Annotated in this window: 18 protein-coding genes and 1 tRNA gene; 3 read left to right on the forward strand and 16 right to left on the reverse strand. The window is 68.0% G+C overall.

The features are described 5' to 3' along the window. Positions 1 to 125: 125 nt before the first annotated feature. From ABLE38_RS09485 to ftsE, 4 genes are read right to left on the reverse strand one after another with little or no spacing between them, the layout of a single operon-like run. Positions 126 to 809: a lysophospholipid acyltransferase family protein gene (locus ABLE38_RS09485; RefSeq protein ID WP_348973905.1), complete on the reverse strand. Its 684-nt coding sequence runs from the start codon at positions 807 to 809 to the stop codon at positions 126 to 128. Next, the gene (locus ABLE38_RS09490) at positions 809 to 1,339 is read right to left on the reverse strand and encodes a YdcF family protein (protein WP_348973906.1); all 531 of its coding nucleotides are present in this window, start codon (positions 1,337 to 1,339) and stop codon (positions 809 to 811) included. The genes ABLE38_RS09485 and ABLE38_RS09490 overlap by 1 nt, the downstream gene beginning before the upstream one ends. Then, entirely contained in the window at positions 1,336 to 2,220 is an 885-nt protein-coding gene (locus ABLE38_RS09495) for an FtsX-like permease family protein (RefSeq protein WP_348973907.1), read from the reverse strand. Before ABLE38_RS09495 ends, ABLE38_RS09490 begins: the two co-directional genes overlap by 4 nt. Next, positions 2,217 to 2,918, reverse strand: coding sequence for a cell division ATP-binding protein FtsE (gene ftsE, locus ABLE38_RS09500; protein WP_348973908.1), 702 nt, complete (start codon positions 2,916 to 2,918; stop codon positions 2,217 to 2,219). The genes ABLE38_RS09495 and ftsE overlap by 4 nt, the downstream gene beginning before the upstream one ends. A 155-nt stretch (positions 2,919 to 3,073) precedes the next feature. Between ftsE and ABLE38_RS09505 the strand changes: the two genes are divergently transcribed. Then, positions 3,074 to 3,817: an MJ0042-type zinc finger domain-containing protein gene (locus tag ABLE38_RS09505; protein ID WP_348973909.1), complete on the forward strand. Its 744-nt coding sequence runs from the start codon at positions 3,074 to 3,076 to the stop codon at positions 3,815 to 3,817. 32 nt (positions 3,818 to 3,849) lie between these two features. Here the strand turns inward: ABLE38_RS09505 and ABLE38_RS09510 are convergent, their stop codons facing one another. Further along, positions 3,850 to 5,169, reverse strand: coding sequence for an MATE family efflux transporter (locus ABLE38_RS09510; protein WP_348973910.1), 1,320 nt, complete (start codon positions 5,167 to 5,169; stop codon positions 3,850 to 3,852). A gap of 158 nt (positions 5,170 to 5,327) precedes the next feature. Between ABLE38_RS09510 and ABLE38_RS09515 the strand changes: the two genes are divergently transcribed. Both ABLE38_RS09515 and ABLE38_RS09520 read left to right on the forward strand, forming a co-directional pair. Next, positions 5,328 to 5,414 (forward strand) — tRNA-Leu (locus ABLE38_RS09515). Between the two features lie 153 nt (positions 5,415 to 5,567). Next, positions 5,568 to 8,591: a TonB-dependent receptor gene (locus ABLE38_RS09520; RefSeq protein WP_348973911.1), complete on the forward strand. Its 3,024-nt coding sequence runs from the start codon at positions 5,568 to 5,570 to the stop codon at positions 8,589 to 8,591. A gap of 53 nt (positions 8,592 to 8,644) precedes the next feature. Here the strand turns inward: ABLE38_RS09520 and ABLE38_RS09525 are convergent, their stop codons facing one another. The 11 genes from ABLE38_RS09525 to ABLE38_RS09575 form a co-directional block, all read right to left on the reverse strand. Next, positions 8,645 to 9,616: a flagellar motor protein MotB gene (locus ABLE38_RS09525; RefSeq protein WP_348973912.1), complete on the reverse strand. Its 972-nt coding sequence runs from the start codon at positions 9,614 to 9,616 to the stop codon at positions 8,645 to 8,647. Continuing rightward, positions 9,617 to 10,480 (reverse strand): flagellar motor stator protein MotA, encoded by an 864-nt coding sequence (motA, locus tag ABLE38_RS09530; RefSeq protein WP_348973913.1) that lies wholly within the window; start codon positions 10,478 to 10,480, stop codon positions 9,617 to 9,619. Positions 10,481 to 10,667: 187 nt separating this feature from the next. Next, positions 10,668 to 11,567 carry a flagellin gene (locus tag ABLE38_RS09535; protein ID WP_348973914.1) on the reverse strand — a complete coding sequence of 300 codons (900 nt, stop codon included), beginning with the start codon at positions 11,565 to 11,567 and terminating at the stop codon, positions 10,668 to 10,670. 6 nt (positions 11,568 to 11,573) lie between these two features. Next, positions 11,574 to 12,917, reverse strand: a complete 1,344-nt coding sequence (gene flgK / locus ABLE38_RS09540; protein WP_348973915.1) for a flagellar hook-associated protein FlgK — start codon at positions 12,915 to 12,917, stop codon at positions 11,574 to 11,576. After that, positions 12,914 to 13,288: a rod-binding protein gene (locus tag ABLE38_RS09545; protein ID WP_348973916.1), complete on the reverse strand. Its 375-nt coding sequence runs from the start codon at positions 13,286 to 13,288 to the stop codon at positions 12,914 to 12,916. The genes flgK and ABLE38_RS09545 overlap by 4 nt, the downstream gene beginning before the upstream one ends. Continuing rightward, complete coding sequence (locus ABLE38_RS09550; protein WP_348973917.1) at positions 13,285 to 14,385, reverse strand: flagellar basal body P-ring protein FlgI; 1,101 nt, start codon at positions 14,383 to 14,385, stop codon at positions 13,285 to 13,287. The genes ABLE38_RS09545 and ABLE38_RS09550 overlap by 4 nt, the downstream gene beginning before the upstream one ends. Positions 14,386 to 14,402: 17 nt before the next feature. Beyond that, a complete protein-coding gene (locus tag ABLE38_RS09555) occupies positions 14,403 to 15,050 on the reverse strand; it encodes a flagellar basal body L-ring protein FlgH (RefSeq protein ID WP_348974479.1) in 648 nt (215 codons plus the stop codon). A gap of 58 nt (positions 15,051 to 15,108) precedes the next feature. Continuing rightward, positions 15,109 to 15,897: a flagellar basal-body rod protein FlgG gene (gene flgG, locus ABLE38_RS09560; protein WP_348973918.1), complete on the reverse strand. Its 789-nt coding sequence runs from the start codon at positions 15,895 to 15,897 to the stop codon at positions 15,109 to 15,111. Between the two features lie 14 nt (positions 15,898 to 15,911). After that, positions 15,912 to 16,655, reverse strand: coding sequence for a flagellar basal-body rod protein FlgF (gene flgF / locus ABLE38_RS09565; protein WP_348973919.1), 744 nt, complete (start codon positions 16,653 to 16,655; stop codon positions 15,912 to 15,914). Positions 16,656 to 16,711: 56 nt separating this feature from the next. Then, on the reverse strand, positions 16,712 to 18,019 hold the full coding sequence (locus ABLE38_RS09570) for a flagellar hook protein FlgE (protein WP_348973920.1): 1,308 nt from the start codon (positions 18,017 to 18,019) through the stop codon (positions 16,712 to 16,714). A gap of 28 nt (positions 18,020 to 18,047) precedes the next feature. After that, on the reverse strand, positions 18,048 to 18,761 hold the full coding sequence (locus tag ABLE38_RS09575; protein WP_348973921.1) for a flagellar hook capping FlgD N-terminal domain-containing protein: 714 nt from the start codon (positions 18,759 to 18,761) through the stop codon (positions 18,048 to 18,050). Between the last annotated feature and the right edge of the window lie 2 nt (positions 18,762 to 18,763).

The raw sequence follows: 18,763 nt of genomic DNA on the forward strand, positions 1-18,763 counted from the left end.
CGGCATCTCGCAACATCCTTGCGCGCGTGAGATCCTATCTTTCCAACAGATTCAAATAGCGGTCCGGCAAGCCCGACTGCGCGAGCCAAGCAGGCGAAATCCTACATTGCAAGCGGCACTGAGCCTCAGCCGTTCAGCGCGTTGATGCCCGCATGCACCCGCGCCTCGGCTTCGGCGCGGGGCAGGCCGGGCGGGATCGGATCGAGGAAACGGAAGGTGATCACGCCCGGCTTCTTGATCCCGTGCTTGGGCCAGACATGGCCACTCCTCACGGCGATCGGCACGACCGGCAGGTCGAGCATCCGGTAGAGCCCGGCAAAGCCCGAGCGCAGCTCCGGCTGCTCGCCGACTTTCACGCGGGTGCCTTCAGGGAAGATCAGCACCGATCGGCCCTGCGCCAGCGCGGCCTTGGCGTCCTTCATCATTGCGCGCAGTGCCGAAGCATTGGCGGTGCGGTTGACGATGATGACGCCATAGCGCCTGGCCGCCCAGCCCCAGAGCGGGATCTGCGCCAGCTCGCGCTTCATCACCGTGGCGGGCGAGCCGAGCAGGCGGCTCAGCTCCAGCGCCTCGAAGATCGCTTCATGCTTGCCCGCGAAGAGCACCGGACCCTTGGGGATCACGCCTTCGATCCGCACGCGGATGCCGAGGATCCATCGCGCCGACCAGGTCATCACCCCCACCCAGGCCATCGCATAGGTGCGGAGCGCATCGCCGCCGAGCAGCGCGACCAGCGGAACCAGCAGCACGAGCACCACCGAGAGGCCGTAGAAGACGATCGAGAAGAGCAGCGTACGCAGGAAGTTCATCAATTCGCCCCGAGCAGGAGGGCGATCCGCCGCACCAGATATTTGTGATATTCGCGAAACAGCATGGCGAAGCCGGGCTGGCTGCGCACCGGATCGCCGACGACCTCGACGCCCTTGAGCGTGTGGGCCAGCTCCATCCGCGCCCGCGGCATGTGCCAGTCCGAGGTGACCAGCCGCACGGTCTTGTACTGGTGCTCGCGCACCCATTCCGCGGTCTCTTCGGCGTTGGAACGGGTATCGACCGCCTGCCAGCCGAGATCGACGCAGCAGCGCATCAGCTTGCGCTCGATCTTGTATTCCGCCGCGAACTCGCCGGGGCGCACATCGGGATCGACGCCGCTCACCAGCATGCGCTCGGCATCGCCGGCGCGCAGCACCTCGAGCCCGCGATCGATCCGCTTGGAGCCGCCGGTCAGCACCACGATCGCATCGGTCTTGCGGCCCTCGAGCGGCTTGCCGAGCGAGAGCATGAACGCGGCGAAGCCGAGCAGCCAGGCGATCACCACCAGCGCGAGCAGGCGCAGAATCACAGCGTGCGGCCCAGCGCGCGCAGCACGGTACGCCGGGCTGCCAAGGTGGCAAGCAGCGCGAAGCTCAGCGGCAGGAGCAGCAGCAGGAACCAGTCGCGCTGCTGCAGCGCCACGCCGCTCAGCATCTCCGAGCCGACCAGCGTGATCCGCGACTGCAGGAACCAGACGAGGCCGAGCGCCGCCGCGGTGCCGAGCAGGCCGCCGAGCAGCGTATCGAACGCGATCCGCCGCTGGAACAGCCGGGCGATCTGGACATCGGTGGAGCCGAGCATGTGGAGCACATCGATGGTGTCGCGGTGCGTGTCCAGCCCCGAACGCGCGGCGAGCAGCACCACCGCGGCGGTGGCGGTGGCGATCAGCAGCATCAGCCCGAGCGCGAGCCAGGTCATCGTCATCATGAACCCGCGGACGGGCGAGAGCCACTGCGCATGCCGGTCGATCCGGGCGCCCGGCACGATCGCGCGGGCCGCCTGCTCCACTGCCGCCGTGTTGCCGCCATGCACCTCGACATCGATCATCGCCGGCATCGGCAGGTCGGGGTCGAGCCCGGTATCGCCGAGCCAGGGCTTGAGCAGCTCGGCCAGCCGCTCGCGGTCCACCGGCTGCGCCTTGACCACGCCCGGCACCCTGGCCACCGCCGCGGTGATCGCGGCCGCCTCGCTGTCGCGCACCGCTTCGTTGGGCTCGACGATCTGCACGGTCAGCCGCCCGGAGAGCTGGCGATCGAGCTGCGCGGTCGCGGCGAACATGCCGAGGCCGAGCGCGCCGGCGAGCACGGTGAGGAACACCATGATCGCCATGATCCAGGTCATCGCGCGGGTGCGCCGGCTCTCGTCGAGCAGGCGCCGGTCAGGCGCGTTGGGGTTGAGGCTCAGCTTCACGGCGCCCTCGGCGGGTTGCGCAGCGCGCCGGTGGGATCGTTGAGCCGGCCCTTCTCCAACCGCATCATGTGCGCATTCGGGATGCGGTTGAGCAAATGGAAGTCGTGCGTCGCCACCACCACGGTGGTGCCGAGGCGGTTGAGGCTGTCGAACAGGTGGAGCAGCCGCTCGGCCATGTCGGGATCGACATTGCCAGTGGGCTCGTCGGCGACGAGCAGCTCGGGGCGGGCGATGACGGCGCGGGCGATGGCGATACGCTGCTGCTCGCCGCCCGATAGCGTCGGCGGCTTGGCCTTGCCGCGATCGGTGAGGCCGACCCAGGCGAGCATCTCGCGCACCGGCGCCTCGATATCGCTCTCCGACACGCCGGCGACGCGCAAGGGCAGGGCGATATTGTCATAGGCGGACAAATGCGGGACCAGGCGGAAGTCCTGGAACACCACGCCGATGCGGCGGCGGAAGCCGGGCAGGCGGGCGCGGGGCAGGGCGCCGGCATCCTCGCCGAACAGCCGCACCGTGCCGCGCGTCGGCCGCTGGGCAAGGTAGAGCAGCTTGAGCAGCGAGGTCTTGCCCGCACCCGAGGGGCCGGTGAGGAAATAGAATGCGCCGGTGTTCAGCGAGAAGCTGACGTCCGAGAGAGTCTCGTCGCCCGAACCATAGCGCAGGCCGACATTCTCGAATTGAACGATGCTGGCCATCGGGCTCCCGGCGCTTCCCCAGCGCATGCCATCGCACAGCCGGTGCCGCGCCTCAAGAAGCTGGGGATACTCGGGACGGGACTCTTGTGGCCGCGAATCGATGAGTCTAGAATCGTGACAATCGGGCGACAGGCCCCGTAGGGTGAGCCGGCGTAATGATCCTCGAATGCAGCCAGTGCCGTACCCGCTATCTGGTACCGGACAGCGCCATTGGCGCCGACGGCCGCACCGTGCGCTGCGCGAGCTGCAAGCATAGCTGGTTCCAGGCGCCGGTCGCGCTCGACCTGACGACGCGGGCCACTGCTGCAGATGGGCCGGTCACGCCCGCGCCCAAGCGCGAAGCCGAGGCGCCGAAGCGCGACAAGGGCGCGCCGCGCGTGTTCGACGATGCCTCGATCAGCGCCGCCGCCGCTTCCTCCGGGCCGGACTATGATCCCTTCGCGCCGCAGCCGCCGTTCAAGCCGCGCCGCAACCCGGCCAAGCGCTGGACCGCGGCCGCGTTCATCGCCGGCTTCTCGATGCTGCTCGGCACCGGCGCGATCCTCTATTCGGGTGCGCCCGGCCTCGCGGCGCAGCTCGGGCTCGGCATCGGCGGCGAAGTCGAGACGCCGCTGCTGTTCACCGACAAGAATGTCGAGCTCAAGCCGCAGACCAATGGCAGCGAGCTGTTCATCATCTCGGGCAAGGTGGTGAATCCCACCGCCGACAAGCAGCATGTGCCCGATATCCGCATCGAGCTGAAGGACGAGCAGGACCATCTCGTCTATAGCTGGCGCGTCACCCCGCAGCTGCGCCAGCTTGGCCCCAAGCAGGCGATCGAGTTCAATTCGGCGCAGGTCGACCTGCCGCGCACGGCGCGCTCGGCGCGGCTGACCTTCGCGACCGAGATCGGCGGCTGACCGCCGTCAGCGAAATCGCCGGCTGACCGCCGCTAGCGAAACCGGCGGCTGATCCACAACAGCCGGGCACCGTGCAGCGCCGCGGCGACCACCATGCCGATCCCCGATGCCAGGCACAGCCCGGTCGCGCCCCAGCCGGCATGGACCAGCCCCAGCCCCACCCCGCCGGTCACCACGAAGAAGGCGATCACCGAATTGATCCCGGCCGCGACCTGGTCGCCGAGCGAGCGCAGCGCATAGACGAACACCACCTGCACCCCGTCGAACAGGATGAACGGCGCCCAGACCGGCAGCATGGCGAGCGCGAGCCGGTGGACCTCGGGCACCGCCGGGAACAGCGCGACCAGCGGCCAGGGAGCGAGGACCAGCAGCACCGCCAGCGTGCCGGTCGCCAGCGCCGCGAGCGTGGCGGCGATGGCGGTGCGCCGGCCCGCGGCCTCGGGCACGCCTTCGCCCACGGCATTGCCGGCGCGCACGCCCGCCGCTGATCCCAGGCCGAGCGCGACCGAGAAGGTGACGTTGTGGATCGAGAAGACGATCTGGAAGGCGTGGGTGGTGATCTCGCCCAGCTCGGTCGACAATGCGATCAGGATCGAGAAGCCGGCCAGCTCGAGGCCCGAGGCGATGGCGGGCACCAGCCCGAACCTGGCGAGGCCCAGCGCGCCCTTCAGCGAATCGCGGCGGAAAATGCCGGCCAGGTCGTGCACGCCGCGTGCTTTGGCGCGGGGCAGGGTCCAGGCGGCGGCGAGCATGCCGGCGGCGCCCAGCGCCGAGGCGATCGCGGTGGCGAGCGCCGCGCCGGTCGCGCCCAGTGCCGGCAGCCCGAGATGCCCGCCCGACAGCGCCCAGGCGAGCAGCGCGTTGACCGGCAGGATGGCGAGATTGACCACCGTCACGCGCTGCGGCCGGCTCACTCCCTCCAGGAAGAAGCTCGCGGTGACGATCAGCAGCTGGAAGGGATAGGCGAGCGCCATCACCCGCACGACATCGGCGGAAAGCGGCGCGATCTCCCGCGCCACGCCGATCCCGCGCAGCATCGGCTCGGCGAACAGGAAGAGGAGCGCGGCGCTGAGGATGCCGAGCGCGACCGCGAGCAGCAGGCCCTGGTGGAGCACGCGGCCGGTGCCCGGCAGGTCCTTGGCCCCGTCGGCGCGCGAGACATGGACGAGCACGCCGGTAAGCGCCCCCAGTCCCATCACGATGCCGGGAAAGGTCAGCGCCCGGCTCGCGCCGAGCGCCGCCACCTGCTCGGTGCCGCTGAAGCCGACCACCACCACGTCGGTCACGTGCAGGATCGTCCAGTTGAGGCTGGTGAGGGCAACCGGCCAGGCCAGGCTGAGGATTCGGCGCATCTCTGCGGAAAGGGCGGGGGAGAGACGCATGGGAGCGGGCGCTTAGCGGATTTCGCTTCATTTGGAAAAGCGCGGCGGAAGCGCTTGCAATGTAAGAAACGCGTTGCTAGGGGCCGCTGCCTTACCAGCCGCTGGTACTCATCCAGCGGATTTCACGTGCGGTCGTGGCGGAACTGGTAGACGCGCAACGTTGAGGTCGTTGTGGCCGAAAGGCCGTGGAAGTTCGAGTCTTCTCGACCGCACCAGTGAAAAATGCAGGCACCCGGCAGACATGCCGCGGTGCCGCAATTTTTTCGGGAACCCGGCAAACTTCTGCGACATGTCGCGGGTAGCCACGCGGCGTTCATGCAAGCGGTGTCAGGTGCGCCGCGGGGTTTTCGGGAAAAGTGGGGAATTCGATGCGTTCGACGTTGATGCTGGGGTCTGCCATTGCCGCGTTGCTGGCGGGCACAATGCCGGGGGCAGCTTTTGCCCAGGCGCAGCAGACGCCGGCGCCGACTCCGGCCCCCGCCCCCGCGCCCAGCCAGACCCCGCCGCGCGCCCCCGCGCAGGATCAGGGCAGCGACGAATTCAGCGACGAAGGCACGATCGTCGTCAACGGCGTGCTGCCCGGCGCGGTGAAGACCGACGTCAAGCCCGAGGTCCAGCTCGCCCCGGCCGATATCCGCGCCTATGGCGCCTCGAACGTCTCGGAGCTGATCACGGCGCTCCAGGCCCAGCTCGGCAGCGGCTCGGGCCGTGGCGACGAGCAGCCGGTGATCCTGATCAGTGGCCGCCGCTCGAGCATGAACGAAGTCCGCGACCTGCCGACCGAGGCGATCGAGCGGATCGACATCCTGCCCGAGGAAGTCGCGCTGCAATATGGCTATGCCGCGACGCAGAAGGTGATCAACTTCGTCCTGCGCAGCCGCTTCCAGGCAGTGACGACGGTGCTGGAAGGCCAGATGCCCACCGCCGGCGGCAATTCGACCGAGAGCGGCAACGTCAACATCCTCAAGCTCAACCGCAACGGGCGGGTGACGCTGGATGTGAAGTACAACCAGAATTCGGGCATCCTCGAGAGCGAGCGCGGCGTGACCCGCGCGGCCTCGACGCTGTTCGACACCACGGGCAACATCGCCGGCCTCGGTGCCGTGGTCGTCGATCCGGTTACCGGCGAGACCGGCCGCGAGATCGACCCGGCGCTGAGCGCGCTGGCCGGCAGGCCGGTGACGGTAGCCGGCGTGCCCCTCAGCGCCCAGCAGTCGCTTGCCGGCTATGCGGCGAACGCCAACGATCCCAACGTCACCGATCTCTCTCCCTATCGCACGCTGGTCGGGCCGGCGAAGAACCTGGCGATCAGCGGCATCTACAACCGCGCGCTCTCGGCCAAGGTGAGCGCCACTGCGACGATCAACCTCGACGTGACCGAAAGCGAATCGCTGCTCGGCCTGCCGAGCGCGACGCTGACCCTGCCGGCGGGCAATCCGTTCTCGCCCTTCTCGCAGAACGTCCAGCTGCTGCGCTACTACGACAATCTCAACCCGCTGACCCGCTCGAACGGCAGCCAGTCGCTGCGCGGCGAGATCACGATCAACGGCGACAGCGCGCCCTGGATCAAGAGCTGGCGCTGGTCGCTCAACGCCAATTACCAGCAGACCGGCAGCGACACGACGACCACCGTCGGCTTCGATCCCGCCCAGGCGCAGGCGCTGCTCAATGCGCGCGATCCGAACTTCAACCCGTTCGGCCCGATCCCCTACGACCTGCTCGGCAACCGCCCCGATTCGTGGAGCGAATCGACCGCCAAGGTCGGCAATGTCGAGTTCCTGACCAACGGCTCGCTGTTCAAGCTGCCCGCCGGCGACGTGACCACCAGCCTGCGCGTCGCGGGCCGCACCAACGACCTGGACAGCCGCACGTCGCGGCTTGGCGTGGTCACCACCGGCGCCGTCTCGCGCGACACCGGCAGCGTGCGCGGCAACATCTCGATCCCGATCGCCAGCCGCCGCCGCGCGTTCCTCGACGCGATCGGCGACCTCTCGATCAACGCCAATTTCGAAGTCGAGCAGCTTTCGGACTTCGGCCGGCTGACCACCACCGGCTATGGCTTCAACTGGTCGCCGATCACCCAGGTCCAGGCGATCGTCAGCTTCATCGACGACAGCAACGCGCCCTCGCCCGGCCAGCTCGGCAACCCCACGCTCGTCACCCCCAACGTGCCGATCTATGATTTCGTGCGCGGCGAGAGCGTCAACATCACCCAGATCACCGGCGGCAACCCGCTGCTCTCGGCGGACAGCCGCAAGGTGTTCCGCGCCGGGCTCAACATCCGCCCGTTCGACAAGACCAACCTCGGCATCGTGGTGAACTACACCAACACCCGCTTCCGCAACGCGGTGCAGAACTTCCCGGGTGCCTCGGCCGAAGTCGAGGCGGCGTTCCCCGACCGGTTCGTGCGCAATGCGGACGGCGACCTGGTCAGCGTCGACTATCGCCCGGTCAATTACGACCGCACCGAGCACCAGGAGCTGCGCTGGGGCTTCAACCTGTTCCTGCCGATCGCCTCGCCCCAGGCGACGCGGATGCGCGAGCGCCGCGAGGCGTTCATGAAGGCACGCGAGGAATCGCGCCGCACCGGCCAGCCGATGCCGCCCGAGATGACCGCGATGTTCGACCAGTTCCGCAAGCTCGGCCAGCAATCGAGCCTGTTCGGCGGCACGCTGAGCAGCCAGTTCGGCGGCGGCCGGCGTCCGGACGGCCAGCGCGGCGAAGGCCAGCAGGGCCAGTCGTCGTCCGGCCAGGAGCAGGGCCAGGCCCGCACCCAGGGCGATGCGCCCGGCGGCCAGTCCGGCACCACCGTCAGCACCGGCGGCCCGGGCGGCGGCGGTGGCGGCGGTGGCCGCAACTTCGGCGGCGGTGGCGGTGGACGCGGCGGCTTTGGCGGCGGCGGTGGCGGCAATCGCCTGATCTTCAGCGCCTATCACACCTGGGTGCTGCACGACGAAGTGATGATCCGCCCGGGCCTGCCGGTGATCAACCGGCTCGACGGCTCGAGCGCGCAGACGATCGCCGCGCACCGCGTCGACGTCATCGCCGGCGTCAAGCGCGATGCGCTGCTGTTCCAGCTCAACGGCAACTGGACCAGCGGCACGCACACCGTCACCGGCACCGGCGCGCCGGGCAGTGCCAGCGAGCTCAACTTCGGCAGCCTTGCCAAGGTCGGCATGCTCGCCGAGTTCAACCCCGGCCAGGACATCGATTTCCTGCTCAAGCATCCCTGGTTCCGCGGCTCGCGGATCCAGCTGCGCGTCGACAATGTCTTCGACGCCCGCCAGCGCGTGACCGACCAGAATGGCGAGACGCCCTCGGCCTATGCGCCGAACCTGCGCGATCCGATCGGCCGCACGGTGAAGCTCACCTTCCGCAAGCAGTTCTTCTGATCGGGTAGCGCCGCGTCATCCATCTTCACCCCTCCCCGCAGGGAGGGGAGGTCTCAGCGATCGAAGGGCGAGCCGCCTTCCTTGCTGGCGCGCAGGCCGGGGCGGAAGCGGCCCTGCGGGTCCTGGTCCATGATCCGGCGATAGAGCAGGGTGATCGACACGCGGCGGTTGCGCGGGTCGGCGGGGTTCTCGACGATCAGCGGCTCGCGGTCGGCGACGCCCTCGATCCGCTCGAAGCGCATCTCGGTGACGTTGCCCGAGAGCAGGCGCCGGCGCGTCGCCTCGGCGCGGCCGCTGGAGAGCATCCAGTTGTTCATCGCCAGCGGGTCGCCATAGGGCAGGCTGTCGGTATGGCCGCGGATCATGATCGGGTTTTCCATGCCCTTGATCGAGTCCGCGATCGTGCCGATCAGCGCGCTCGCCTCGGGCACCAGCGCGGTCGTGCCCAGGTTGAACATCGAATAATTGGCGTCGTCGATCAGGTCGATCCGCATGCCGTCGCGCGTCGGCACGAAGCGGATATGGTTGGCGAGCTTCGACAGCGCCGGCGTTGCCTGCATGCGCTGGCGGATGCGCTTCTGCGCCTCGTCGAAATTCTTCTGGTCCTGCTGCGTCAGCGCGCGCTGGTCCTTGAGCGTGCCCTTGGCGCCGGTGCCGACATCCTTGCCGCCGCTGCCGCCCACCGGCACGGTCAGCGACTTGGTGCCGGTCTGCGATGCCTTGCCGGGATAATTGTCGCGCTGGTTGATCGCCTCGCCGCCGAACAGCCCGTTCGAGCCGGCGCTGTTCTGCTTCAATTCGACCAGGGTCGGCGCGAAATAATCGGCCAGCGCCTTGCGCTGCTTCTCGGTGGTGGCGCCGAGGATCCAGAGCAGCAGGAAGAACGCCATCATCGCGGTCACGAAATCGGCATAGGCGACCTTCCAGGCGCCGCCGTGATGGCCGCCATGCCCCTCGACGAAGATCTTCTTGACGATGATCTTCGGCTGGACCTGGTTCCCGTGCGGTGCGCGGGCAGCGGCCATTTACCGGCCCCTCAACCCGTCGAACACCTCGCCGAAGCCCGGCTGGTTGGCGTGTGCGATGCTCGAGCGTGCGGCCTCGATCACCAGCGGCTGCGGATGGCCGTGGAGCGAGGCGATGATGATCTGCTTGACCACGTGGTAGATGGCGGAATCGGCGTCGATCACCTGCTGCAGGCGCCCGGCGAGCGGCGCGACGATGCCGTAGGCGAGCAGCACGCCCATGAACGTGCCGACCAGCGCCGAGCCGATCATCGCGCCCAGGATGCTCGGCGGCTTGTCGATCGAGCCCATCGTCTTCACCACGCCGAGCACCGCGGCGACGATGCCGAGCGCGGGGAGGGCGTCGCCGAGCGACTGGAGCGTCGTCTGCGGGCCCTGGACCTCGTGGTGGTGGGTCTTGATCGAATTGTCCATCACCTCTTCGACCGCGTGCACGTCGAGCGTGCCCGACGAGACGACGACGAGGCGCAGCGTGTCGGTGATCAGGTTGATCAGCGTGTGATCGGCCTGCAGCCGCGGATACTCGGCGAAGATCGCGCTGGACTTGGGGTCCTCGACATGCGGCTCGAGCGCGATCGGGCCCTCGGTCCGCAGCATCTTCATCAGCTTGGAGACCAGGAAGATCGTGTCGAGATAGTCCTGCTTCTTGTATTTCGGGCCCTTGAGCACTTTCATGAAGCCGCCGCCGAGCGCCTTCAGCTCCTTCATCGAGTTGCCGATGACGAGCGCGCCGATGGCGGCGCCGCCGATGATGAGCATCTCGTGCGGGATGGCTTCCAGCACGGGGCCAAGCGCGCCGCCGGTAATTGCGAAACCACCGAAGACCATCGCCAGCAGGATGACCAGGCCGATTGCCGGAAACATTGTGCGCGAACCCCCGATTTGTCGTCTCGGTTAACGACCTGTTGGCTGTGATATTCAGCGGAAAATCATGGTTAATTCGTTACCGGCACGAATTATTTCGCGGTTTCGCTTGGGTTTCGCCCGCGCGCCGCCTAGCCGCGCCGGCCTTTGCCGGGCGCGCAGAGGAAAATCGCGGTTTTCCCGAAGCTTATTTCAGATAGTCGAACAGCGAGACGCTGGTCAGCTTGGTGAAGCTGGCCTGGGTCGCCTGCAGCACGGTCAGCGTCTTCTGCAGGTTCGCTACCGCGGTCGGGATGTCGGTGTCCTCGATGCCCGATCGCGTCTCCTCGCGCGTCTCGGCCACCTTGGTCAGCCGGTCGGCCTCGATGTCGAGCCGCGCGCCGCGCGCGCCGATCGAGGCGCGGGCGAGCGTCACCTGGTCGAGCGAGGTGTTGATCCCGTCGAGCGCGGTGCCGGCCGCCGCCTTCACGTTGCCGCCGGCCTTCAGCGCGTCGGCGAGATTGCCGATGATCGCGAACATGTCGGCATCGGCGGTGGAGAACACGCGCTGGCCGCTGATCGTCGGCTGCACCGTCTCGCCGTCCGCGACCGGGATGCCCGAAGGCTCGCCGGCGCCGGCGAAGCTGATCGAGCCGTCGGCGTTGGTCACATAGGCGGTGTCGCCGGTGGCGCCGCCGAACAGCGGCTGGCCGCGGATATCGTCCTTGGTGTTGGCGAGGCCGTAGAGCGTGTCGCGGATCGAGCTCAGTTCCTCGCCGATCGAGGCGCGGTCCGAGTCCGAGAGCGTGTCGTTGGCGGCGCGCGTCGCCAGCTCAAGCGCGCGCTGGAGCTGCGTCTGCACGCTGTCGAGCGTCTGGTCGGTCTGGGCGAGCACGCCCTGCGCCACGGTGATGTTCGACTTGTAGGTCGCATCGCCGGTGGTGGCGCGCTGGATCTGCTGCAGCTTCACATAGGATGCCGCATCCGAGGCCGCGGTCACGCCCAGCTTGGTGGTCGCGATCTGGGTCTGGGTCTTGTCGGCCGAGGCGGTGAGCTGGCTCATCAGCGACACCGATTGGCTATACATCTGCGAAGTGGCGATGCGCATGGCGGGTTACCTGATGTCGAGGATGGACTGCAGCGTCTCGCGCGCGACCTGGATCACCCGGGTCGACGCCTGATAGGCCTGCTGGAAGCGCATCAGATCGACCGCCTCCTCGTCGATATTGACGCCGCTCACCGAATCGCGCGCCGAAACGGCGGCGTCGCGAATCGAGGTCTGGGCGTCGGCGATGCTGTTGCGGCCCGCGAGCGCGGCGCCGTTGGCAGCGGTGAGATCGGTCACCCCCTGCTCGAAATTGCCGCTGGTGCGCAGCGCGTCGAGCCCGGCGAGGTTGGAATTGTCGCGCGTGCCGCCGCCGGTCGCCGCGGCGGCGATGCCGCGCGGGTCGTCGAGCGCGACGCTGAGCTGATAGGCCGGGTCGCCGACGGTGAAGATCGGCTGGCCGGCATTGCCTTGCAGGTCGTTGCCGGCGGCCTGCACCGCGTTGACGCCGTCGGCGAAGTCCTGCGCCATCTGGCCGATCGCGTCGCGCGCCGCGGCGATGCGCGAGCCGCTCTCCGCGATGCCGGCGAGCGCGCCGCCGTTCGGGGCCATTGCCTGCACCGCGCCGGTCGCCTGCTTTACCGTGAACGCGAAGCTGCCTTCGTCGTTGCTGCTCTGCGCGACGATGCCCGCCTGCGCGCCCTCGACGAGCAGCGGACCGGTCGCATTGCCGGCATGGACGGTGGCGCGGCCATAGCTGTCGAAGTTCACGGTGACGTCGGTCAGCGCGCTCATCTGTTCCAGCATCTGGTCGCGCTGGTCGAGCAGGGCCGCCTGGCCGGCGGTGCCGTCGGTGGCGCGGGCCAGGCCGGCATTGACCTTGGCGAGGCTCGCCGAGAGGTTGTTGAGCTGCGTCACCGCGGTATCGGCCGAGGCCTTGAGGTCGGTCATCGCGCCGTCGAGCGCCTGCCCCGTCGCGCTGAACGCGGCGGCGACGCCGCGGGCGTTCTCGAGCATCGTCGCGCGCGCCGGCAGCGCCGTCGGGTCCGCCGCCACCGCCTTGGCCGAGGTGAAGAAGGCCGTGAGCTGGCTGCCCAGCTGGTTGCTGGTCAGGCCGGTGTCGATCCGCCCGAGCCAGCTCGCGCCGGTGAGCGTGCGGGCGAGGTCGGCGCTCGAGGTGCGCACTTCGCTCGCCTTGAACGCGTCGGCGGTACGGGTGACGCCGCTGACATTGGCGCCCAGGCCCGCGCCGATCGCGCTGGTGTTGCCGCCGGTGGCGACGATCTCGCGCACCGTGGCGACGCGGCGCGAATAGCCCGTGGTCGCAGCGTTGGAGATATTGTCCGACGTGGTGGCGAGCGCGGACTGATAGGCCCGCGCGCCGCTGGCGCCGATCGAAAGCAGGTCGGTCATTTGACGGCGCCTCCCTTGGCCGCGCCGAGCGCCGCATCGGCTGCGGCCGTCGTGGCGCCGGCATCGGACGGCACGGCCTGGGCGCTCTTGGAGAGGAAGGCGGTCATCGCCTTGCCGATGCCGATCGGCGCGTGGACGGCCATGTCCTGGGCGAGCTTCTGGTCCTGCATGTCGCGGAACTGGTCCTCGCCCTTGCTGTCGAACAGCCCGTCGCCCAGCTTGGCCTGGCGCATCGACTTGAGCATCATGCCCGTGAAGATCGCCTCGAAGCGCTGGCCGGCGGCTGCGAGGTTCTCCTTGGAGGCGAGGCGCGACGTGTCGGTCGACACGCCGCTGCTCGGGCTCCCGACAGGGCCGACGACGTTGCTCACAGGATGATCAGCTCGGCCTTGAGCGCGCCGGCCTCCTTGAGCGCCTCGAGGATCGCGACGAGGTCCGCCGGCGACGCGCCGATCGCGTTCACCGCCTTGACCACATCCGAAAGCTTCGGCCCCGGTGCCATCAGGAACATGGGGTGCTTCTCCTCCTCCACTCCGACCGTGGAATGCTCCTCGGTGCGGGTCTCGCCCTTGCTGAACGGCGCGGGCTGGCTCGTGCGCTGATTTTCATCAATACGAACGGTGAGTTTACCATGTGTTACCGCGGCCGGGCTGACCCGGACGGCCGAGTTGATCACCACCGTGCCGGTGCGCGCGTTAACGATGACGCGGGCGGCGGCCTCGGCGGCCTCGACCTGGAGATTCTCGACTTCGCTCATCAGCTCGGCGCGCACGTCGCGGCCCTCGGGCGCCTGGATGGCGATCGAGACGCCGTCGAGCGCGCGGGCGCGGCCCGGGCCGAAGCGGGTGTTGATGGCGTCCTGCACGCGCTGCGCCGTGGTGAAGTCGGCACGGGCGAGGTTGAAGGTGAGGAAGGGCGACTTGTCGAAGCCGGTATCGACGCTGCGCTCCACCGTCGCGCCCTCCGGGATGCGACCCGAGGAGGGGGTGTTGACCACGATCTTCGAGCCGTCGGCGCCTTCGGCACCCAGGCCGCCCACCGCGAGGTTGCCCTGCGCCATGGCATAGATCTGCCCGTCGGCGCCCTGGAGCGGCGTCAGGATCAGCGTGCCGCCGCGCAGCGACTTGGCCTTGCCCATCGACGAGACGGTGATGTCGAGCTTCTGGCCCGGCTTGGAGAAGGCGGGCAGCTCGGCGGTGATCATCACCACCGCGGCGTTCTTGAGGCCCGGGGCGACGCCCTGGGGCAGCTGGAGCCCGAAGCGCGACGCGACGCTCTTCATCGACTGGACGGTATATTCCAGATTGTCGTCGCCCGTGCCCGGCAGGCCGACGACCACGCCATAGCCCGTGAGCTGGTTGGTACGGATGCCCTGGAAGGTGCCCAGGTCCTTCACGCGCTGGGCGTGCGCCGGCGCGATGGCGGCGGCGAGGGAGAAGGCGGCGAGCGCGAGGAGGCGACGGATCATGGCTCTGGCTCCGGCTCTTAGAAGGGACTGATCACGGAGAAGAACCGGCTCAGCCAGCCCTGGCGGCTGGCGCGGGCGACATCGCCCTTGCCGGTATAGGCGATGCGGGCATCGGCGACGCGCGTCGACAGCACGCGGTTGTTCGCGTCGATATCGGCGGTGCGGACGATGCCCTTGATCTGGACATATTCGTCGCCGCGATTGAGCGTCACGCGCTTCTGGCCCTGCACCAGCATCGTGCCATTGGGATAGACCGCGGCGACGGTGACGCTGATCTCGCCCGACAGCGCGTTCGACTGGTCGGCGGCGCCGGTGCCCGCGAAGTTGCGCTTGCCGCTCACGCTGGCATCGGTGTCCTTGAACAGCGAGAGGTTGCCGGTGGTCGGCGGGGTGATGCCGAAGCCGCCCGAGCTGTCGAGCTTGCTGCCCGCCGACTTCGACGCCGCGGTCTTCTCGACCAGCAGGATCGACAGCGGATCGCCGACGCGCCGCGCGCGCATCCCCTCGTAGAGCGCGGCATAGCCGTCGCCCGCCTGGAAGATGCCGCCATTGGCCGGCGGCGCGGCGGGCTCGGCGGCGGGAAGCGTCACGGAGAAATCCTCCTTCTGCTTCTTCTTGCCGATGCCCAGGAACTGCGCCTTGGCGGGCGTGGCGGTGAACGCCATTGCGGCGGCGACCAGCGAGCCGGTGGCGAGGCCTGACAGGAACTTCATCGTGCGGCCCTCAGATGTTCTGGTTGACATATTTTTCCATCTCGTCGGTCGCCGAGATCATCTTCGAGTTCACCTCATAGGCGCGCTGGGTCTCGATCATGTCGACCAGCTCCTCGACGACATTGACGTTCGAGCCTTCGAGCATGCCCTGGCGCACGGTGCCGCGGCCGTCGGCGCCGGCATTGCCGAGCGCGACCGTGCCGCTCGCCGGCGTCTCGATCAGGTAGTTGTCGCCCACCGCCTGCAGGCCCGCCGCATTGGGGAAGCTCGCCACCTGGATCTGGCCGATCTGGGTGAGGTCGGTCTGGTTCGGCATCTGCGCCGAGACGGTGCCGTCGCTGCCGACGGTGACCGAGATCGCGCCTTCCGGAATGGTGACGCCGGGCATCACCTGATAGCCTTCGGAAGTGACCAGCTGGCCCTCTGCCGAGCGCGAGAAATTGCCGGCGCGGGTATAGCCCATGCCGCCGCCGGGCATCTGCACCTGGAAATAGCCATTACCGTCGATCGCCATGTCCAGGCCGTTGCCGGTGGTCTGCAGCGAGCCCTGCGTCTCCATGCGCTGCGTGCCCTGCACGCGCACGCCGGTGCCGAGGTTGAGGCCGGTCGCGTATTTGGTCTCCGCGGTCGAGGCGGCGCCCGGCGCGGTAACGACCTGGTAGGCGAGCGTCTGGAAGCTGGCGCGGTCCTTCTTGAACGCGGTGGTGTTCACGTTCGCGAGGTTGTTCGAAATGACCCGCATGCGCGTGTCCTGGGCGTCCAGGCCCGTGCGCGCGATGTGCAGTGCTGCCGATCCCATGTTCTAACTCCTTATCAGGACGGCATCCGCATCAGCGATGCGGAGCTTTCGTCCATGTTCTTGGCGTCCTTGAGCAGGCCCGCCTGCACTTCGTAGGCGCGCTGGTTCTCGATCATGTCGACCAGCGCTTGCGTGAGGTTGACGTTGGATTGCTCGAGCGAGCCCGCGGTCACCTTGGCATCCATGTCCTCGGGCAGCACGCCGCCGCCCTTCACATGGAGGAGATTGTCCAGCCCCTTGACGGTCTGGCTGCCGTCGGTGCTGCACAGCTTGATCTTGTCGATCACCTGCGGCTGCGTCGGATCGCCGCCACGCGGCACGATCGAGACGGTGCCGTCATCGGCGATCATGATCTTGTCGGCGGGCGGCACGGTGATGGGGCCCCCCGACCCCATCACCGGGAAACCGTCTCCGGTTTCCAGCACGCCCGAGGGCGCGATCGTCAGATCGCCGCGCCTCGTATAGGCTTCGGTGCCGTCGGTCGCCTGGACTGCCATCCAGGCATCGCCGTTCACCGCAACGTCGAGCGGGTTGCCGGTCTGGATCATCGTGCCCTTGGTGCGGTCGAAGTCGTTGACTTCCTCCGAGGCCATCTGGCGCGTATCCAGTCCGGTGCCCTGGAGGACCAGCCGGTCGAAGCTGACGCGCTCGGCGCGGAAGCCGATGGTCGAGGCGTTCGCGATGTTGTTCGCGATCGTCGCCTGCGACTGCATCTGGCTGCGCAGCCCTGACATCGCTGTGTAGACAAGCCGGTCCATATTCTACTCCTCCTCAGCCGATCGGATCGGCTGCGGATGTTGAAGCCGCCGTAGCGTCAGCTACGGATGTTGAAGATCGTCTGGGACATCTGGCTGGCGGTATCGAGCGCCTTGGCATTCGCCTGGAAGTTGCGCTGTGCCGCGATCAGATTGACCAGTTCCTCGGTGATGTCGACGTTCGAGCGCTCGATCGCGCCCGACATCAGGCCGCCAAAGCCGTTGGTGCCCGGCTCGCCCAGCCGCGCATCGCCCGAGAAGCCGGTGGCGGCCCAGGTCGAGTTGCCGAGCTGGCGCAGGCCCGCATTGTTGGTGAAGCTCGCCAGCACGACCTTGCCGAGCGCCTGGGTGTCGCCGTTCGAGAAGCTCGCCGTCACGGTGCCGTCGTCGCCGATCGTCACGCCTTCGATCTGGCCCACCGGCGAACCGTCCTGGCTGGTCGTGTTGAGGCTGAACGGCGAGCTGACCTGGGTGGTGCCCTGGGTCAGGTCGAGCTTGAGCACCTGCTCCGAGGTCGCGCCCGGCGCCAGGAAGCCCATGAAGGTGATCGGCGCGGTCGGATCCGAGAGCTTGCCGGTGCTGTCGAAGGTCAGCTCGATCTGCTTGAGCGTGTTGGGATCGTCGCCGGCATTGAGCTGCTGGTCGCCGACGAACGAATAGACCTTCCAGGTGCTGGTCGCGTCGGTGCCGGCCGGCTTGGTCTCGCGGACGAAATAGTTGGTCAGCGTCAGCGCGTTGCCGTTCGCGTCATAGACCGTGGTCTGGACCGACTGGTTGTAGGTGGTCGGGTCGAAACGGTCGAACTTGTACTCGGTATCGTCGAACTTCGGATTGTCCGACGGGATCGCCGAGCCGGCATTGAGGTTGAGGCCCAGCTTGACGTTCTCGGTCTCCTCGGGCGTGCCGCTGGTCTGCGGCAGGCGCAGGCTGACGGTCGAGGAAAGGCCGGTCGCGACCACCGCGCCCGAGCCGTCCACCGGATAGACCTGGAGCTTGTTGCCCTGCGCATCGACGACATAGCGGTCGGCATCGACCTGGAAGCTGCCGTTGCGCGTGTAGGAGACGCCGTTGCCGCTCTTCTCGTCGCCCTTGACGATGAAGAAGCCATCGCCCGAGATCGCGACGTCGAGCGCCGACGAGCTCTGGGTGAAGCCGCCCTGGCCGAACTGCTGGCGCACCGCCTTCACGACGACGCCCGAACCGACCATCTGGGTGGGGTTCATGTTGGCGGTCGACGCGATGACGTCGGCGAACTGCGTGGTGCTCTTCTTGAAGCCGTTGGTCTGCACGTTCGCGAGATTGTGCGAGATCGTCGACATGTCGGTCTGAGCGGCCTGCAGGCCCGAGAGCGAAGTGAAGAAGGACATTTTCCGTAACTCCTAAGGAAAAACTGGTTCAGCCGACCTGCCAGACGGCGTCGGTGGACACGTTGCCGATGCCCGGAAGCGTGAGCGTGGGCTTGCCGTCGGATCCCATCGCGACCGCGGTCACGGGCGCCCAGACGAGCGGATAGGCCTTGACGTTGCCGGTGCCGTCGGTGGCGGTGACACTGACGTTGAACGGGCCCGCGCCGGCATCCTCGCCGGCATCGGTCTTGCCGTCCCAGTCCCAGGCGACCGCGCCGGAGGTTTCCTTGCCCATCTCGATCGTCTTCAGCGTGTTGCCGTTCTGATCCTTGATGGTGACGGTCACGTCCTTGGCATCGGCCTCCAGCGCCACGGCGCCGGCCAGGCCGCCGCTGGTGCGCGGATAGGCAGTCGAGCCCTGGACGAGCACGTTCTTGCCGACATAGCCGATCGCGTCGTTCAGCGTGCTGGTGCCCAGCTGGCCGGCGATCGTCTTCAGCGTCGAGCTCATCTCGGTGATGCCGGAGAGCGACGAGAACTGCGCCATCTGGGCGACCATCTGGGTGTTGTCGACCGGCGCGAACGGATCCTGGTTCTTGAGCTGCGCGGTCATCAGCGACAGGAAGTCCGAGACGCCCATATCGGTCGTGCCGGTCTTCGACGTGTCGGTGGTGTTGTTGAGCGTGGTGCCCGACGAGGACGTTGTGCTGCCATTGTACCGGGTGATGCCCAGGTTGGTGAGGGTGGTATCGAAATCACTCATGT

This window comes from Sphingomonas sp. KR3-1 (assembly GCF_040049295.1).
Classification (GTDB): Bacteria; Pseudomonadota; Alphaproteobacteria; order Sphingomonadales; family Sphingomonadaceae; genus Sphingomonas.

Bases quoted from the DNA above. Each gene is read 5' to 3' on its own strand.
- ABLE38_RS09485 (WP_348973905.1), bottom strand. From the start codon at position 809: ATGAACTTCCTGCGTACGCTGCTCTTCTCGATCGTCTTCTACGGCCTC.
- ftsE (WP_348973908.1), bottom strand. From the start codon at position 2,918: ATGGCCAGCATCGTTCAATTCGAGAATGTCGGCCTGCGCTATGGTTCG.
- ABLE38_RS09505 (WP_348973909.1), top strand. From the start codon at position 3,074: ATGATCCTCGAATGCAGCCAGTGCCGTACCCGCTATCTGGTACCGGAC.
- ABLE38_RS09510 (WP_348973910.1), bottom strand. From the start codon at position 5,169: ATGCGCCGAATCCTCAGCCTGGCCTGGCCGGTTGCCCTCACCAGCCTC.
- ABLE38_RS09520 (WP_348973911.1), top strand. From the start codon at position 5,568: ATGCGTTCGACGTTGATGCTGGGGTCTGCCATTGCCGCGTTGCTGGCG.
- ABLE38_RS09525 (WP_348973912.1), bottom strand. From the start codon at position 9,616: ATGGCCGCTGCCCGCGCACCGCACGGGAACCAGGTCCAGCCGAAGATC.
- motA (WP_348973913.1), bottom strand. From the start codon at position 10,480: ATGTTTCCGGCAATCGGCCTGGTCATCCTGCTGGCGATGGTCTTCGGT.
- ABLE38_RS09535 (WP_348973914.1), bottom strand. From the start codon at position 11,567: ATGCGCATCGCCACTTCGCAGATGTATAGCCAATCGGTGTCGCTGATG.
- flgK (WP_348973915.1), bottom strand. From the start codon at position 12,917: ATGACCGACCTGCTTTCGATCGGCGCCAGCGGCGCGCGGGCCTATCAG.
- ABLE38_RS09550 (WP_348973917.1), bottom strand. From the start codon at position 14,385: ATGATCCGTCGCCTCCTCGCGCTCGCCGCCTTCTCCCTCGCCGCCGCC.
- ABLE38_RS09555 (WP_348974479.1), bottom strand. From the start codon at position 15,050: ATGGCGTTCACCGCCACGCCCGCCAAGGCGCAGTTCCTGGGCATCGGC.
- flgG (WP_348973918.1), bottom strand. From the start codon at position 15,897: ATGGGATCGGCAGCACTGCACATCGCGCGCACGGGCCTGGACGCCCAG.
- flgF (WP_348973919.1), bottom strand. From the start codon at position 16,655: ATGGACCGGCTTGTCTACACAGCGATGTCAGGGCTGCGCAGCCAGATG.
- ABLE38_RS09570 (WP_348973920.1), bottom strand. From the start codon at position 18,019: ATGTCCTTCTTCACTTCGCTCTCGGGCCTGCAGGCCGCTCAGACCGAC.
- ABLE38_RS09575 (WP_348973921.1), bottom strand. From the start codon at position 18,761: ATGAGTGATTTCGATACCACCCTCACCAACCTGGGCATCACCCGGTAC.